The sequence below is a fragment of the Prosthecobacter sp. genome (assembly GCF_044236155.1).
Classification (GTDB): Bacteria; Verrucomicrobiota; Verrucomicrobiia; order Verrucomicrobiales; family Verrucomicrobiaceae; genus Prosthecobacter.
This window is the reverse complement of the sequence record NZ_JBIIHA010000002.1, coordinates 39262-52487: the sequence shown is the minus strand read 5'-3', so window position 1 is coordinate 52487 and position 13226 is coordinate 39262. Positions and strand designations below refer to the sequence as shown.

15 protein-coding genes are annotated in these 13226 nt (G+C 62.4%); 6 read left to right on the top strand and 9 right to left on the bottom strand.

Annotated features, from left to right (window positions below; translation table 11 throughout):
• Window positions 1-60: 60 nt before the first annotated feature.
• The 3 genes from rpsR to ACILSE_RS02040 are packed head-to-tail and all read right to left on the bottom strand — an operon-like array spanning window position 61 to window position 1496.
• The gene (gene rpsR, locus ACILSE_RS02050; RefSeq protein ID WP_395715677.1) at window positions 61-276 is read right to left on the bottom strand and encodes a 30S ribosomal protein S18; all 216 of its coding nucleotides are present in this window, start codon (window positions 274-276) and stop codon (window positions 61-63) included.
• A gap of 42 nt (window positions 277-318) precedes the next feature.
• A complete protein-coding gene (gene rpmG, locus ACILSE_RS02045) occupies window positions 319-492 on the bottom strand; it encodes a 50S ribosomal protein L33 (protein ID WP_395715676.1) in 174 nt (57 codons plus the stop codon).
• A gap of 23 nt (window positions 493-515) precedes the next feature.
• The gene (locus ACILSE_RS02040) at window positions 516-1496 is read right to left on the bottom strand and encodes a TraR/DksA family transcriptional regulator (protein ID WP_395715675.1); all 981 of its coding nucleotides are present in this window, start codon (window positions 1494-1496) and stop codon (window positions 516-518) included.
• A gap of 167 nt (window positions 1497-1663) precedes the next feature.
• Here ACILSE_RS02040 and ACILSE_RS02035 point away from each other — a divergent pair, with 167 nt between their 5' ends.
• Complete coding sequence (locus ACILSE_RS02035; protein WP_395715674.1) at window positions 1664-2041, top strand: DUF4282 domain-containing protein; 378 nt, start codon at window positions 1664-1666, stop codon at window positions 2039-2041.
• A gap of 78 nt (window positions 2042-2119) precedes the next feature.
• The gene (locus ACILSE_RS02030; protein ID WP_395715673.1) at window positions 2120-3322 is read left to right on the top strand and encodes an NADH-quinone oxidoreductase subunit H; all 1203 of its coding nucleotides are present in this window, start codon (window positions 2120-2122) and stop codon (window positions 3320-3322) included.
• Here the strand turns inward: ACILSE_RS02030 and ACILSE_RS02025 are convergent.
• Window positions 3285-3704, bottom strand: coding sequence for a VanZ family protein (locus tag ACILSE_RS02025; RefSeq protein ID WP_395715672.1), 420 nt, complete (start codon window positions 3702-3704; stop codon window positions 3285-3287). The two genes, ACILSE_RS02030 and ACILSE_RS02025, sit on opposite strands and share 38 nt — an antisense overlap.
• A gap of 114 nt (window positions 3705-3818) precedes the next feature.
• Here ACILSE_RS02025 and ACILSE_RS02020 point away from each other — a divergent pair, with 114 nt between their 5' ends.
• From ACILSE_RS02020 to ACILSE_RS02010, 3 genes are all read left to right on the top strand, one after another.
• The gene (locus tag ACILSE_RS02020) at window positions 3819-4559 is read left to right on the top strand and encodes a DUF1080 domain-containing protein (protein ID WP_395715671.1); all 741 of its coding nucleotides are present in this window, start codon (window positions 3819-3821) and stop codon (window positions 4557-4559) included.
• Window positions 4560-4582: 23 nt separating this feature from the next.
• Window positions 4583-5296, top strand: coding sequence for a hypothetical protein (locus ACILSE_RS02015; RefSeq protein ID WP_395715670.1), 714 nt, complete (start codon window positions 4583-4585; stop codon window positions 5294-5296).
• A 172-nt stretch (window positions 5297-5468) separates the two neighbouring features.
• Window positions 5469-6848, top strand: a complete 1380-nt coding sequence (locus ACILSE_RS02010; protein ID WP_395715669.1) for a PP2C family protein-serine/threonine phosphatase — start codon at window positions 5469-5471, stop codon at window positions 6846-6848.
• Here ACILSE_RS02010 and ACILSE_RS02005 read toward each other — a convergent pair.
• The 5 genes from ACILSE_RS02005 to ACILSE_RS01985 form a co-directional block, all read right to left on the bottom strand.
• Window positions 6817-7566 carry an anti-sigma factor antagonist gene (locus ACILSE_RS02005; RefSeq protein ID WP_395715668.1) on the bottom strand — a complete coding sequence of 250 codons (750 nt, stop codon included), beginning with the start codon at window positions 7564-7566 and terminating at the stop codon, window positions 6817-6819. The two genes, ACILSE_RS02010 and ACILSE_RS02005, sit on opposite strands and share 32 nt — an antisense overlap.
• 6 nt (window positions 7567-7572) lie before the next feature.
• Complete coding sequence (locus tag ACILSE_RS02000; protein ID WP_395715667.1) at window positions 7573-8385, bottom strand: ABC transporter ATP-binding protein; 813 nt, start codon at window positions 8383-8385, stop codon at window positions 7573-7575.
• A gap of 6 nt (window positions 8386-8391) precedes the next feature.
• On the bottom strand, window positions 8392-9321 hold the full coding sequence (locus tag ACILSE_RS01995; protein ID WP_395715666.1) for an ABC transporter permease: 930 nt from the start codon (window positions 9319-9321) through the stop codon (window positions 8392-8394).
• 143 nt (window positions 9322-9464) lie between these two features.
• Window positions 9465-10670, bottom strand: a complete 1206-nt coding sequence (locus ACILSE_RS01990) for an STAS domain-containing protein (RefSeq protein WP_395715665.1) — start codon at window positions 10668-10670, stop codon at window positions 9465-9467.
• Window positions 10671-10673: 3 nt separating this feature from the next.
• Window positions 10674-12662, bottom strand: coding sequence for an ABC transporter substrate-binding protein (locus ACILSE_RS01985; protein ID WP_395715664.1), 1989 nt, complete (start codon window positions 12660-12662; stop codon window positions 10674-10676).
• Between the two features lie 98 nt (window positions 12663-12760).
• Here ACILSE_RS01985 and ACILSE_RS01980 point away from each other — a divergent pair, with 98 nt between their 5' ends.
• On the top strand, window positions 12761-13219 hold the full coding sequence (locus ACILSE_RS01980) for a YhcH/YjgK/YiaL family protein (RefSeq protein WP_395715663.1): 459 nt from the start codon (window positions 12761-12763) through the stop codon (window positions 13217-13219).
• Window positions 13220-13226 lie beyond the last annotated feature (7 nt).

Here is a 13226-nt window from a genome sequence, read left to right as displayed (position 1 = left end):
AAATCCCACTGCCGCAGGTTGCAACAGTGGGACCGGGTCAGGATTCAATGCCGGGCCGGATCAGGGCAGCAGATTGACGGCACGGGCGCGCTTCACCTCACGCACGACCTTGCGGTGCAGCCAGGCGGGCAGACCGGTGACGCGGCGGGGGATGAGCTTGCCGGATTCGGTGGTGAAGCGGGCGAGCAGCTCCGGGTTGGTGTAGTCGATCTTTTCCACCGGGATGTCCACGCGGCGGCGCGGCATCTTGCGATTCGCGCGACGGAAGTTGGACATGCGTTCTTTGGTCTTCGGCTGCATAACGGTCTTTGTCTGGGGTTAGCGGATTTCGCGGTGGAGGGTGCGCTTCTTCATGAAGTGGTTGAACTTCACCTTCTCGAGACGGTTCGGGGTGCGAACGCTCTTCTTGTTGCGCGTGGTCACGTAGCGGGAAGTCGGCATTCCTGCGGCCTTCGCTTCGGTGCATTCAAGGATGATGATTTCTCGCGGCATAAATTTGGGGCGCGGAGGCTAGGTCACTCCTTGGAGAAGTCAAGCGATTCGCCGGAGTTGTTGTTATTGGAGGCGGGAGCCTCGTCTTCGTCCTTCTCGTCGTCGGCGGCGTCGTCGGCGTTATCAAGACCGAAGAGGGAGTGGACGGGGCGGCTCCAGCGGCCGGACATCTGGCTGCGCTCGATTTTTTCCTGGTAGGCGACCGAATAGCGGGCAAACGGCATGGCCTCGAGGCGTTCCTCGGGGATTTTCACGCCGGTGCCCTCGCAGAGGCCGTAAGTGCCGGTTTCGATGCGCTTGAGGGCCTCGTTGATCTCATAAAGAGCGTCCTGCTCCTTGCCCAGGAGGCTGAGGGCGAAATCGCGGTCGTAGGCGTCGCTGCCGGCGTCAGCCTGATGCATGCCGAAGGCGGCGGCGGTGCCATTTTCACTGCGGATGGTCTCGTTGGCGACGCCTTCGATGGAGTTCAAATAGGCGTCGCGAAGCTCGATGAGACGCTGTTTCTGCTTCTTGAGGAAGGGGGTCATCTTCACCGGGCCCTTGGCGATCTCGATCGTGATGCCTTCGTCCTCATTTTTGGAACGAGCACGGGGCGTGCCGGTATTTGAAGTGGTCGTGCGGCCTTTGGGGACCAGCGGAGCAGGAGCAGATTTGCCTTTGGCTGGAGCCGCAGGTTTGGCGGGGGCCGGAGGTGCTACGGGCTTGGCGGCAGCTTTGACGACTGGTTTGGCCGGAGTCGCTTTCTTGGCAGGGGCGGCAGGCTTCGCGGCTGGTTTCTTGGCAGCAGCGGCTGGTTTTTTGGCTGGGGCTTTTTTGACGACGGGAGCTTTCTTGGGAGCGGCTTTCTTCACAGGTTTGGGGGAGGGTTTCTTCGGAGCCGCTTTTTTGGGGGCAGGCTTTTTAGAAATGGGCTTGCTCTTCGACTTCACCGCTTTCGCAGGGGCTTTTTTGGCGGGCTTGGCGGCAGACTTTTTAGCTGCGGGCTTTTTGGATTTCGCAGGCATGGCTTTGGCGGGGTTGGTTTGTCGATGAGCTTCTTTACTGTCCACCCCCGACACAGGGGCGGAAAAAGAGGCGCGGATTCTGGCTGTGGTTGCTGAAAGGCGCAACCACTATTCCAGCCTCGATTCTGGCATGTTGCGGCCATCCCGGGCGGGCATACTCTGCTCTCATGAGCGCCGAATCCTCCCCCTCCTCAGTTCTCTCCAGCCTGTGGCAGCAAATACGAGCTGTGCTTGACCTCGTTCTGGACCTGTCTTTCAAGCGCTTCGTCACGCCCCGCCTCGTGCGCATGCTTTACGTGCTCAGCCTGCTGGCGGCGGTGTTTTACGCGGGTTCCTGGATGTTCAGCGGCTTCAAGTCGGGCACCCTTTCCGGCTTGTTCACGATGGTGACGGCACCGGTGGCCTTCCTTCTCTATTTGATCTTCGCCCGAGTGACGGTGGAGCTGACCCTGGCCATCTTCCGCATCGCGGACAAGATCGCGCCGCTGTCGGAAGAAGAAGCGCAAAAGGCGGTCCAAAACCCCGCCCCCAATCCACCGTCCTGAGCAGGATGCGGGACTTTGTGAAACTTTTCACAAAATCGGGTTGCCGCCCCTCTTGAGGGCCGGATAATCGCCATGCTGATGTTCACGCCCCTGCTCGCCAATTTCGATCTCATTGCGCTCGCCGCCTCGGTGGGAAAGATCGTGTTTCTGACCTTTCTCGTCATCCTGCCGCTGGTCTCGATTTCCGTTTACTTCGAGCGCCGCATCTCGGCGGTGATCCAGGACCGCGTGGGTCCGAACCGCGTCGGCTTGCCGCTCACGCTGTTTGGTTTCAAGAAGGACTGGCAGCCCTTCGGCATCGGCGGTCTCGCCCAGGCGGCGGCGGACGGACTGAAATTCATCTTGAAAGAGGACTTTGTGCCCGCGCATGTGCGCAAGTTCTACTACTGGCTCGCGCCCTGCCTCACGATGGTGCCCGCATTGCTCACCTGCTGCGTGATCCCCTTCGGCAGCGAGCTGGACCTTTCCTTCATCGGCGTGACGGAGCCGATCAAGCTGGTGATCGCCGACCTCAGCGTCGGGCCGCTCTTCACATTCGCCATCGCCTCGCTCGGCGTTTACGGCATCGTGCTCGCCGGATGGGCCTCGAACTCCAAATACCCGTTCCTCGGCGGCGTGCGCTCGAGCGCGCAGATGATCTCCTATGAAATCTCGCTCGGCCTCTCGATCATTCCAGTTCTGATGATCTTCGGCGAGCTGAACCTCACGAAGATGTCCTCCTTCCAGGACGCCAACGGCTGGCTGCTGCTGCCCATGTGGGGCGAAGGATTGAGCCCGGCCCGCTGGGTGCTGCTGATCCCGGTTTTCATCTCGTTCTGCATTTTCACGGTCTCCATGTTCGCGGAGACAAACCGCCTGCCCTTCGACCTCGCCGAGTGCGAAACCGAACTCGTCGCCGGATATCACACGGAGTACAGCTCGATGAAGTTCGCACTGTTCTTCCTGGGCGAATACGCCGCCATGATCATCGGTTCCGGCCTTGCCGTGACGCTCTTCCTTGGCGGATGGAGCATTCCCTTCGGCCCCGTACTCTCAAAGCTCACCGGCCTGCACCTGCATTACATCCCCGGCGACACGCCGCTCTACACCTCGCTGCTGCACATCGGCACGTTCTTCGCAAAGGTGTTCTGTTTCATCGTCTTCTTCATTGTCATCCGCTGGACGCTGCCGCGTTTCCGCTTCGACCAGCTCATGGCGCTCGGCTGGAAGGTGTTCTTCGAGCTCGCCCTCGCCAACGTCTTCCTCACCGCCCTGCTGCTGTGGTGGTTCCCGCTGAAGTGAGCCATTTTCCGGCTCCAAGCGCGATCAGGGCGCCAAGGAAGCCGCCGAAGGTATCCGCCGTCCAGTCCCACACATCGCCGCCGCTGCGGCCGGGAGTGAAGGTTTGATGCCATTCATCGATAAGGCCGATGACTGAGCAGAAAAGCACGGTCAAGACGATGGCGGGGATGGTTTGGCGGGCCAAACCTGCCAAGCGCAGTCCGAGAAGAAAGCACAGGCCGCCGGCGGCGAAGTAAATGGCGTGCTGGATCTTGTCGATGCCCTCGAATTTCGCGGGCGAGGGCAGCTTGCTCTGCGAGGACAGCCACCAGAGAGCGGCCGCCCAGACGACGACAAGCATGCGCCAGAACAGTGGAAGGACGAGAAATCGCGGCGGCTTCATCTGCGGGGACTAACACCGGCAGTCTGAACCGCAAGCGCGTTTCGACGTGGCCGCAAAGCGATAGACATTTCCACGCCTTCGCGTTACACCTCGCCCGACCCACCCACTCCAACCATGAAACTGCATCTCACACTCGCCGCCTTGTTCACCGCCGTCTCTTTTGCTGGCGCTGAAGAAAAAGAACTCTTCAACGGCAAGGACCTCGCCGGGTGGGACGGCAACATGGAGCTGTGGAGCGTGCAGGACGGCGCGATCACCGGAAAAACGGCCGCCGATCCGGCAAATCCGGCCAAATCCATCCTCAAGCACAACACTTTCCTCGTCTGGCGCGGAGGCCTCGTGAAGGATTTTGAGCTGACGCTGAAGTACAAGATGATCGGAGGCAACTCCGGCATCCAATATCGCAGCAAGGAGCTCGAAAAAGGCGCGCAGGGGCCGATCATCAGCGGTTACCAGGCCGACTTCGAGGCGGGCAAGACCTACAGCGGCATCCTCTATGAGGAGCGTGGCCGCGGCATCCTAGCCCTGCGCGGCCAGAAGGTCGTGATCAAGGAAGGCGACAAGGAAACGACCGACAAGAAGGGCAACGTGAAAAAAGGCGCGAACATCGAGGTCACCGGCAGCGTGGGCGAGTCGGACGCCATCCAGGCCGTCATCAAGAACGAGGACTGGAACGAGTACAAAATCGTCGCCAAGGGCGGCCACCTTCAGCACTTCATCAATGGCGTGCAAACCGTCGATGTGACCGACGAATCCGCCGTCGGAGCCAAGGAAGGCCTGTTAGCGCTGCAAATCCATGTCGGCGGTCCGATGACCGTCCAGTTCAAGGACATGAAGCTGGTTGAATTGAAGTGATCACTGGCATTCTTCACGCTGTCATGACCCGTCCGATTTTTTCCGCGTTTCTTCTGCTCACCTGCGGCCTCGCAACCAAAGCCGCCGCCGACACCGAATACCTCGTCGTCAGCGGCGGGCCTGCGGTGAGACGTTTCGAAGATCTGCGCAAGCCGGGCGAGCAGCACGACCGCTGGTGGGGCAACTTCATCCGCACCGCCCGCGTGCGCATGCAGGAGATCAACGCCTCTGCCCCGAAGGGCACGCACATCACCTGGCTTGTGTATCGAGACGGCTATGTGCGCCGCGCGGCCGAGGAGCGCCAGCCGCTCATGCAGAACATCGAGTCCGTGCCGAAGGCCTATCCATTCATCAATCTCGTGTGGTTCCGCAGCACCGAGGAATTGATCCGCTACATCAACCACGGCCCCAAACGCGGTAGCATGAAGGTCTCAGGCTTCGAGTACTTCGGCCATTCGAACAAATACAGCTTCATGTTCGACTACAGCTCGGACACCTACGCCACCTCCACCGCCTGGCTGCACCAGAACGATCTGCGCAGGATCAGCGGCAGCGCGATCCTGAACAGCGCCTACTGCCAGAGCTGGGGCTGCCACACGGCGGAGAGCTTCAGCAAGGTCTGGAAACGCGCCACCGGCGCCAAAATGGTCGGCGCCGTCGGCAAGACCGACTACTCCGACATGCACCTGCGCGACTGGCATGTGGGCCTGTCCAGCGGCTCGCGCTGGGTGCGCTGACGATTGCAGAAAGAGCCCTGATGCGTCGTTGGTTGGGAATGCGCCGTCTGACCATCGACCGCCACAACAGCATCGGGTGCCCCACCGATGTGCACGCGCAGGTGATCCGGAATCTGGTGTCATGAGCGCATGAGGCGTTGCCATAAAGGGGCGCCTGTGGAAAGGCAGCGCCGTGGAAACCTCGACGTCATCTGAATCGCTGAACTCGCTGGCCGCCTTCGCCCCGGATGACGCGACTCGGGGCGTGTGGCGCGCGCATCTGGAGGAAATTGCGCTAAACGATGGCGAAACGCTCTTTCACCAGGACGAGCCCGCGGATTCCATGTTTTTCATCGAGTCAGGTGAGGTGGCCGTGGTGCTCGAAGTCGATGGTGTGAGCCGTTCGCACGTGCGGAAGTTTGGCGCGGGGCAGTGTCTGGGCGAAATTGCATTCTATCGGCAACGCGTGCGCACGGCGACAGTCGAGGCGGTTGGTTCTGCCGTGTTATGGCGGTTGACCTCGGCGAATCTGGCGCGGCTGGAGGGCAAGCATCCGGCGCTGGCGCTGTCCTTTCATCGTCATGTGGCGTCGCTGATGGCCGAACGCTTGTCGTTCAGCAATCAGGAGCTCAAGGAACCGCTGGCGCGGCTTGCGCATGCCTTGCGAGGACTCGCGACGAGTGATTTCTCCGAGCAAGGCTGGGATCGTCCTGGGGTGACGGAAGCGGCGGAACGTCACGACGAGGTCGGCGCGGTGGCGCAAGCGATGGAATTCCTCGTAGCTCGGCTGCAGGAACACATCGCGGCGTTGCGGCAGGAAACCGCGGCACGTGAGGCGATCGAGAGCGAGCTGCGCATCGCGGGCCAAATCCAGCTCAGCCTGCTGCCACCGCCGCCGAGTGCAGCGGAACGTCAGCGCGTTGATTTCGCGGCGCACATCGATCCGGCAAAAGAGGCGGGCGGTGATCTCTACGACGGCTTCTTCCTGCCCGATGGCCGTTTCTTCGCGCTGGTGGGCGATGTTTCCGGCAAAGGCGTGTCCGCCGCAGTCTTCATGGCTCTCGCAGCGATGGCCGTGCGCACACTCGTCAGGAACATCGGTGATCCGGGCACGCTGCTGGCGCAGGTGAACCGGCTGCTCTGCGAGCGCAACGAGACGATGCAGTTCGTGACGGCTTGTGCGGTAATGTTTGATCCGGCGAGCGGTGAATTGACCTGGGCCAACGCCGGTCATCCTCTGCCGGCCATTGTTTCAGCGAATGGCGACCTCGTATGGCTCGAAGGGCCGCGTGCGGCACCGCTCGGCGTGTTTGAGGAGACGGTTTTTGAGACCCAGCGTCGCGTGCTCGCGCAGAACGAAACCTTGATCGTGTACTCGGATGGCGTTTCGGAGTCGATGAATGCTCAGTCGGCTCTGTTTGGCAGCGAAGGTATTCAGCGCTGCTTGCAGGGCTCGGCGCTCAACCATAGCGAGGATGCGGTAAAACGCATCGTGGCGGCGGTGCTCGCGCATCAAGGTGACGCGCCGCAGGCGGATGACCTCACGCTCGTGGCATTACGTCCAATGCGGTGAGCAGGCCGGTGATCTCGAAGATGTTTCGCACGGCGCTTGTGGGCGAGACGAACGTGGCCACACCACCAGCGGCCTTCATCTTCTTCGCGGCGAGGATGAACACGCGCAATCCGGCGCTGCTGACGTAGTCGAGCGCGGCGAGATCGAAGACGAGTGCGCGGATGTCCGACGCAAGCAGGGCAACAACCTGCTGTTCGAGTTCGGGACTCGACAAGCCATCGAGCCGGCCACTAAGCGCGAGTGTGGCGGAGGATTCGAGCTTGGTGGCGGCGAAGCGCGCCGTGGAGTCGCTGGCCCGGTTGAGCTGCCGCTCCATCGTGAAGACGTTGTGGCCATCGCGATGCTCGTAGAGGCATACGTCCATGAGCTGGCGCACGAGATGCACGCCGAGGCCGCCGACGGGGCGTTCTTCGAGCGGCAGCGTGGTGTTCACATCGGGTCGTGCGAGTGGATTGAAGGCTGGAGCGTTATCGGTGACGACGGCGCGAATGCGACCGGCATCGTTGGACTCAAGCAAGAGAGTGAAGTTGTGATAAGGGCCGTCGGGATAGCCGTAGGTGATGACGTTGGTGACGATTTCCTCCACTGCGAGATGCAGGGCGGACGCATCGGCTGCAGAGGCGTGTGTTTGATCACAAATCGCGTCCACAAGGGCCTTCACCCGCGACAGCTCGGCGAGATCGCTGCGCAGGGTGAGGGTTTGGGCGTTCGTGCTCACGGTGGGTCAGATGTAGAGCTCGTGGAGCATCGCGGCGGCGCTTTCGTCGAGCAGTTCGCGGCGGCGCACTTCGTCGAATCGGTCGATGAGGTCCTCCGGGCGCAGGCGTTTCTTTTCCGCGCCACGGATGTCGTGCAGCACACGGCCGCGGTTCATCATGATGATGCGGTCGCCGAGGCTCACGGCCTGCTGCATCGAGTGCGTGACCATGAGCGTGGTCAGTTTGTCGCGCTGGATGACCTCGTCGCTGAGCTGGATGACCTGATCGGCGCTCTTCGGATCGAGGGCGGCGGTGTGCTCGTCGAGCAGGAGCAGCTCGGGCTTGAGCCAGGTGGCCATCAGCAGCGTAAGCGCCTGGCGCTGGCCTCCGGAGAGCGAGCCGATGGCGTTGTCGAGGCGGTCTTCGAGTCCCATCTTCAGCGTGGCGACGCGGTCGCGCAGGGATTTCATCAAGTTCGGTGCCAGAGCCCAGCCGAGGCCGCGTGCGTGCCCACGCTTGCTGGCGAGCGCGAAGTTTTCCGCGATGGACATCGTCGGCGCGGTGCCGCTGAAGGGATTTTGGAACACGCGGCCGATCAGCTTCGCGCGCTTGTGCTCCGGCCACTTCGTCACGTCGTGTCCGGCGAGCGTGAGCGTGCCTTCATCGACAAAGAACGAGCCGGCGACGGCATTGAGCAGCGTGGATTTGCCGGAGCCATTCATGCCGAGCACGATGACGAACGAGCCAGGCTCGATGGTGAGATCGACGCCCTGAAGAGCACGAACTTCGTTGACCGTGCCGGGATTGAAGGTTTTGCGGATGCCGCGAATCGTAAGCATGGCGGATCAGGTGGCGGTTGAAGCGCGGCGCTTGAGTTTCTCGATGAAGCCGGGCAGCACGAGCGCGGCGAAGACGAAGAGCGCGGTGATGAGCTTGAGGTCGTTCGGATTCAAACCCCAGCGCAGGGCGATGGCGACGAGCAGGCGGAACAACACGGAGCCCATGATGGTGCCGACGATGGTGAGGCCGAGGCTGCGCGTGCCGGTGAGCGCCTCACCGATGATGACGCTGGCCAAGCCCCACACGACCATGCCGATGCCCATCTGCGCATCGGCGAAGCCTTGATACTGCGCGAGCAACGCACCGCTCAATGCGACGAAGCCGTTCGAGAGCGCGAGGCCGAGGATGATGTTGCGCTCCACGTTGGAGCCGAGCGTGCGGATCATCTGCGGATTGTCGCCGGTGGCACGCATCGCGGTGCCGAGCTGCGTGCGGAAGAAGGCGAACATCGCCGCGCCAGCCGCCGCGGTGAAGCCGAGCGCGAGGACGAGCACCGCCGCATCGGCCGAAGCGACGGGCCAGCCGAGGAGGTGGATCGTTTTGCCGCCCACGAGCCCTTCGCCGAGTTTTTCGCCGAAGCTGGCGAGCGTGGTGGCCTGCATGAGCGGCACGTTGCTGCGGCCCATGACGTGCAGATTGACGGAATAGAGCGCGGTCATCACGAGGATGCCGGAGAGCAGCGAGTTGATTTTGAATTTCGTGTGAATGATGCCCGTGACAGCTCCGGCAAGCGCACCACCGAGCGCTCCGGCGGCGGTGGCGAGCACGGGATTCACTTCCTTCACGAGCAGCACGGCCGCGATGGAGGCTCCGAGCGTGATGGAGCCATCCGTGGTGATGTCCGGCATCGAGAAGATGCGGAACGACACCAGCACGCCCAGCGCGAGGAGCGACAGGATGAGGCCGATGATCAATGCGCCGATGAGAAGAGTCATGGATGAGAATGACGAAGGACGAATGAGGGAATGACGAATGAATGACGAGGCCCGAATGACGATGCCGCCCGCTTTGTGTGCGGTTCATTCGAGCTTGGGTGCTTGGGGCATTGATTCGTCATTCGGAATTCCTCATTCGTCATTTATTGAATCGGCGCGATCCAGACAGCGCCACGATACAGCTCGCTTTCGCCAGCGCCGCTGAAGCCGCGTGGGTCGCAGATGAGATGCAGCACGTCCTGCAAGGACTGGCCGTCGAACAAGCTGGTCACGGCGGTCTTCAATTCGATGCAGCCTTTGCGCAGCGGTCGATACGGGAACACGGCGGCGTGCAGGTGGCCGAGCAGGTCGCTGCCTTTGGCGAGCGGACGCAGCAGCGCGTCGAACGACGAGCCAGGCTTCGCGATGACACCGACGATGAGCGAAGTGGTGTCGCGGAACGAGCGCTCGCTGGTGAAGGAGAGCCAGTCGCGGATCTGCGGGAAGCCGAAGCGCTCGTTGGTGGCGTTGGTCGTCGGTGACTGGCGCAGCATCGCGCCCACGAGACCTGCGGTCTCGGTGACAGCGACCACCACAACCGCATTCGCACCGCTGGACTCCAAGGCCATCTGCATCAGCTCCGTGATGCCGATGCGGCGGTCCTCGTCGTTCGCCTCGAAGCGCAGCAGCGATGAAAATATGCCCTGCGCACTCAAACCGAGCACAAGATGGCCTTCCGGCACGAGCGCGCCTTCGCTGAGCATGAAGTCGGGCTGGCTGGCACCGTCGGCGGGCTGAAACGCGGCCACACCGGCCACCGCGAGCATCTCACCGCAGCGCGAGGCGTTCTCCGCGAAGTTCGCGCCGAGTGCGCCGATGCCCAGCGCGACGGTGCTGGAGTCAAAACGACGTGCCGCAGGCTGTGTGGTGCCAATTCCGCGCTCCAGCATCGCAGGATCGCCCACCAGCTCGATTTTCATGCCGCCGCTGCCGAGCGTGAAGAGTTCATACGCAGCGCTCGGTGAGGCGAGTTTTTTGCCTGCGTCGTCGTTCGTCGCGCTCGCGACCGTTTCGGAGGCGATGAGCATCTGTAGGCCCGAAAGCTCCAGCACGGAGCGCACAGCCTCGGAGGGCCGAATGACGCCGAAGAGGCCGTTGATCGCGCGCAGTTGCTTGTAGCAGGCAAGCAGCACGCGAATGCCTGCGGAGCTGATGTAGCTCACCGCATTCATGTCGAGATGCAGTCGATGCTCGCCCTCGCGCACGGCATTCGAGAGCGCGGTTTCGACATGCGAGCACCAGTTCGCGTCCAACCGCCCCGCAAGCTGCAGGACGATGAGATCACCGGAGGATTGGCGGGAGATTTCCATGAGTCAGTTCGCGACTTTATTGACCTCTTTGAGCAGCGCCTCCGGCAGCGTCATGCCCACGGCGGCGGCGTTGGCGGGGCTGGCGCTGTAGAAGAGCTTCGGTGGGAGGATGAAGGGCATTTTGGCGACGTCCTCGCCGCGGATGACGCGCTCGATCATCTCGGTGGTGGCTTCGCCGCAGTTGTGGTAGTCGCGGCCGAGCGAGATCGGCGCGCCGAGCGGAAGCGTGGTGCTGTTGAGGCTGATGAGCGGTCGTTGTGCTTGCCGCGCGGCCTTGGTGAGCGCATTGAAGCCGGCGGTGGTAATGTTGTCTGAGATCTGCACCACGGCGTCGATGGGACGCGCGACGAGCGAGAGCGACGCGTCGGCGATGTCGCTGGAGGAATTTACGGCGACGCATTCCAGCGTGAGGCCGCGCTCCTTGCACAGCTTTTCAAACGACTCCTTCAAATCGACCGAGTTCGCCTCGGCGGGGCAGAACAACGTGCCGAGCCGGCGATACTGCGGGAAGTGCTTCTGGATCATGTCGAGCGCCGCATCGACGGGCGCGAGCACGGACACGCCGGTGATGTTCGGCAGGTGATCGGTGAAGCTTTTGCCTGCACCTGCGACGACGGGATTCGCGATGACCGTGAACACGACGGGCACCTTCTTCACCTTCTGCACAGCGGCCTGCAAGGCGGGCGTGGACATGGGCACGACGATGTCCGCGCATTCGGTGAGCACGGCGTCGAAGATGCCATTGAGCGATGCGATGTCGGCCTGCACGCAGCGGTAGCTGATCACGTAGTCCTTGCCCTCGACGAGCTTGCTGCGCTTCCACGCCTCCTTCATGCCGGCCATGGTGTCGTCGGACGGGCCGGACTCGATGTAGTTCACGATGGCGATCTTCCACTTTTTGCCGCTTGGGTTTGGCGCGGCGTTCGCGTTGGCGCGTTTCTGCTCCGCGCCTTTGGCATCCATGATGAGCTGCGCACGCTGGCGCATGGCGTGGGTGATTTTCCATGTCGCCTTGAGGTCTTGCGTCGCCAGTTCATTCAGCGCGAGCATCTCCGGCATCACGTTCGTGATCGGCACGGTGGCCGGACTGCGACCGCTGAGGATCTCGCCTGCCAAATTGCCCGCGAGGCGGCCGACTTCGGGATAATCGGCACCGAGGTCGAAGAGCGAGCCCTTCTTCACGTTCGGCGGGATCACGGTGAAGACGGGAATGCGGCCCTTCTTCGCCGTGGCGATCAAACTGTCCGCCGCAGTCATCACGGTGACGTCGCCGCCCATCCACAACGCGTCCGCGCCGCGTGCCACGAGCGCGCCCGCAGCCTCGGCGACGCCAGAGGAGTTATCGACGGTCGATTCCATCAGCTCGATGCCTAGCTCCGCGCACACCTTGCGCGCCAGCTTTACCTGCGCCTCCGAGTTCGCCTCCGCCGCGTTCCAAACGACGCCGACCTTGGCGAGCGCCGGATTCATCTCGCGCGCGACTTTGAACGCCTCCGCGATGGGCTGCATCGTGCCGAAGCCCGCGAGATGCGCCGGATGATCGAGCGGGTTCGCCTTGCTCACTCCGACGCCTGCGATGGACGGATCGCTCACCAGCGCGAAGACATGCTTCGTGCCGCCCGCCTTGTTCGCATTCGCCACGGCCTGCAGCGACACGGTGCTGATGGTCATGAGCAAATCGTAGCCGCCACCCGCCATCTCCTTCGCGATCGTTTGCGACACCGCGTTGTCGCCCTCGGCATTGTAGAGCTTGAGTTCGAGGTTCTTGCCCTGCTCCCAGCCTTTTTCCTTCAATCCGGCGATCATCCCGTCGCGTCCCTGATCGAGAATCGCCTGCGACGCATGCTGGAGCATCGCCACGCGCATCACGCGGCCGGCGTTGGCCTTGGGTGCAGTCGAGACACGCGATCCGAGGTCCGAAAGCAGCAGCACCGCCGCCGCCGCGGCCATGAGGATGAATCCAAGGGAAAGTCTGCGAAGTGCGCCCGTCATTGGCCGCGAGTTATGAGCGAGGATGCAGCGCGGGGCAATGTGATTTCGGATTCGGAACTCGTTGCAAGCCGCGCGCATCTGCCGACCAATGGCGCGCCATGATCCTCGACACGCTCGACAACGCCGCCCGCTATGAATCCCTGAACTCGCGCTTCGCGAAGACCTTCGCGTGGTTGCGCACCTTTGACGGCACGCAGGCAATCGGCCGTCATGACATCGACGGCGACCACTGCTTCGCGCTTGTGCAGACCTACGAGACCAAGCCGATCGAGAAGGCCAAGTTTGAAGCTCATCGCAAATACATCGACGTGCAGTTCATCCACAGCGGCCGCGAGACGATCCTGTGGGCACCGCTGGCGTCGATGAAGGAGGAAATGATGGCTTACTCGGAGGAGAAGGAGGCCGCGCTGTGGAAGCTGACAGCGGATTTCACGCCACTGCATGTCAGCGACGGTCACTTCGCGATCCTGTGGCCGCAAGACGCGCATGCGCCGTGCATCGAGTGGGACAAGCCGGAGCAGGTGCTCAAAGTGGTGGTGAAGGTGGCGGTGGAATAGCAGGCAA

What these genes read in the sequence shown, in the direction of transcription:
- rpsR (WP_395715677.1), bottom strand. Translation starts at nt 276, where the DNA reads ATGTCCAACTTCCGTCGCGCGAATCGCAAGATGCCGCGCCGCCGCGTG.
- rpmG (WP_395715676.1), bottom strand. Translation starts at nt 492, where the DNA reads ATGCCGCGAGAAATCATCATCCTTGAATGCACCGAAGCGAAGGCCGCA.
- ACILSE_RS02040 (WP_395715675.1), bottom strand. Translation starts at nt 1,496, where the DNA reads ATGCCTGCGAAATCCAAAAAGCCCGCAGCTAAAAAGTCTGCCGCCAAG.
- ACILSE_RS02035 (WP_395715674.1), top strand. Translation starts at nt 1,664, where the DNA reads ATGAGCGCCGAATCCTCCCCCTCCTCAGTTCTCTCCAGCCTGTGGCAG.
- ACILSE_RS02030 (WP_395715673.1), top strand. Translation starts at nt 2,120, where the DNA reads ATGTTCACGCCCCTGCTCGCCAATTTCGATCTCATTGCGCTCGCCGCC.
- ACILSE_RS02025 (WP_395715672.1), bottom strand. Translation starts at nt 3,704, where the DNA reads ATGAAGCCGCCGCGATTTCTCGTCCTTCCACTGTTCTGGCGCATGCTT.
- ACILSE_RS02020 (WP_395715671.1), top strand. Translation starts at nt 3,819, where the DNA reads ATGAAACTGCATCTCACACTCGCCGCCTTGTTCACCGCCGTCTCTTTT.
- ACILSE_RS02015 (WP_395715670.1), top strand. Translation starts at nt 4,583, where the DNA reads ATGACCCGTCCGATTTTTTCCGCGTTTCTTCTGCTCACCTGCGGCCTC.
- ACILSE_RS02000 (WP_395715667.1), bottom strand. Translation starts at nt 8,385, where the DNA reads ATGCTTACGATTCGCGGCATCCGCAAAACCTTCAATCCCGGCACGGTC.
- ACILSE_RS01995 (WP_395715666.1), bottom strand. Translation starts at nt 9,321, where the DNA reads ATGACTCTTCTCATCGGCGCATTGATCATCGGCCTCATCCTGTCGCTC.
- ACILSE_RS01990 (WP_395715665.1), bottom strand. Translation starts at nt 10,670, where the DNA reads ATGGAAATCTCCCGCCAATCCTCCGGTGATCTCATCGTCCTGCAGCTT.
- ACILSE_RS01985 (WP_395715664.1), bottom strand. Translation starts at nt 12,662, where the DNA reads ATGACGGGCGCACTTCGCAGACTTTCCCTTGGATTCATCCTCATGGCC.
- ACILSE_RS01980 (WP_395715663.1), top strand. Translation starts at nt 12,761, where the DNA reads ATGATCCTCGACACGCTCGACAACGCCGCCCGCTATGAATCCCTGAAC.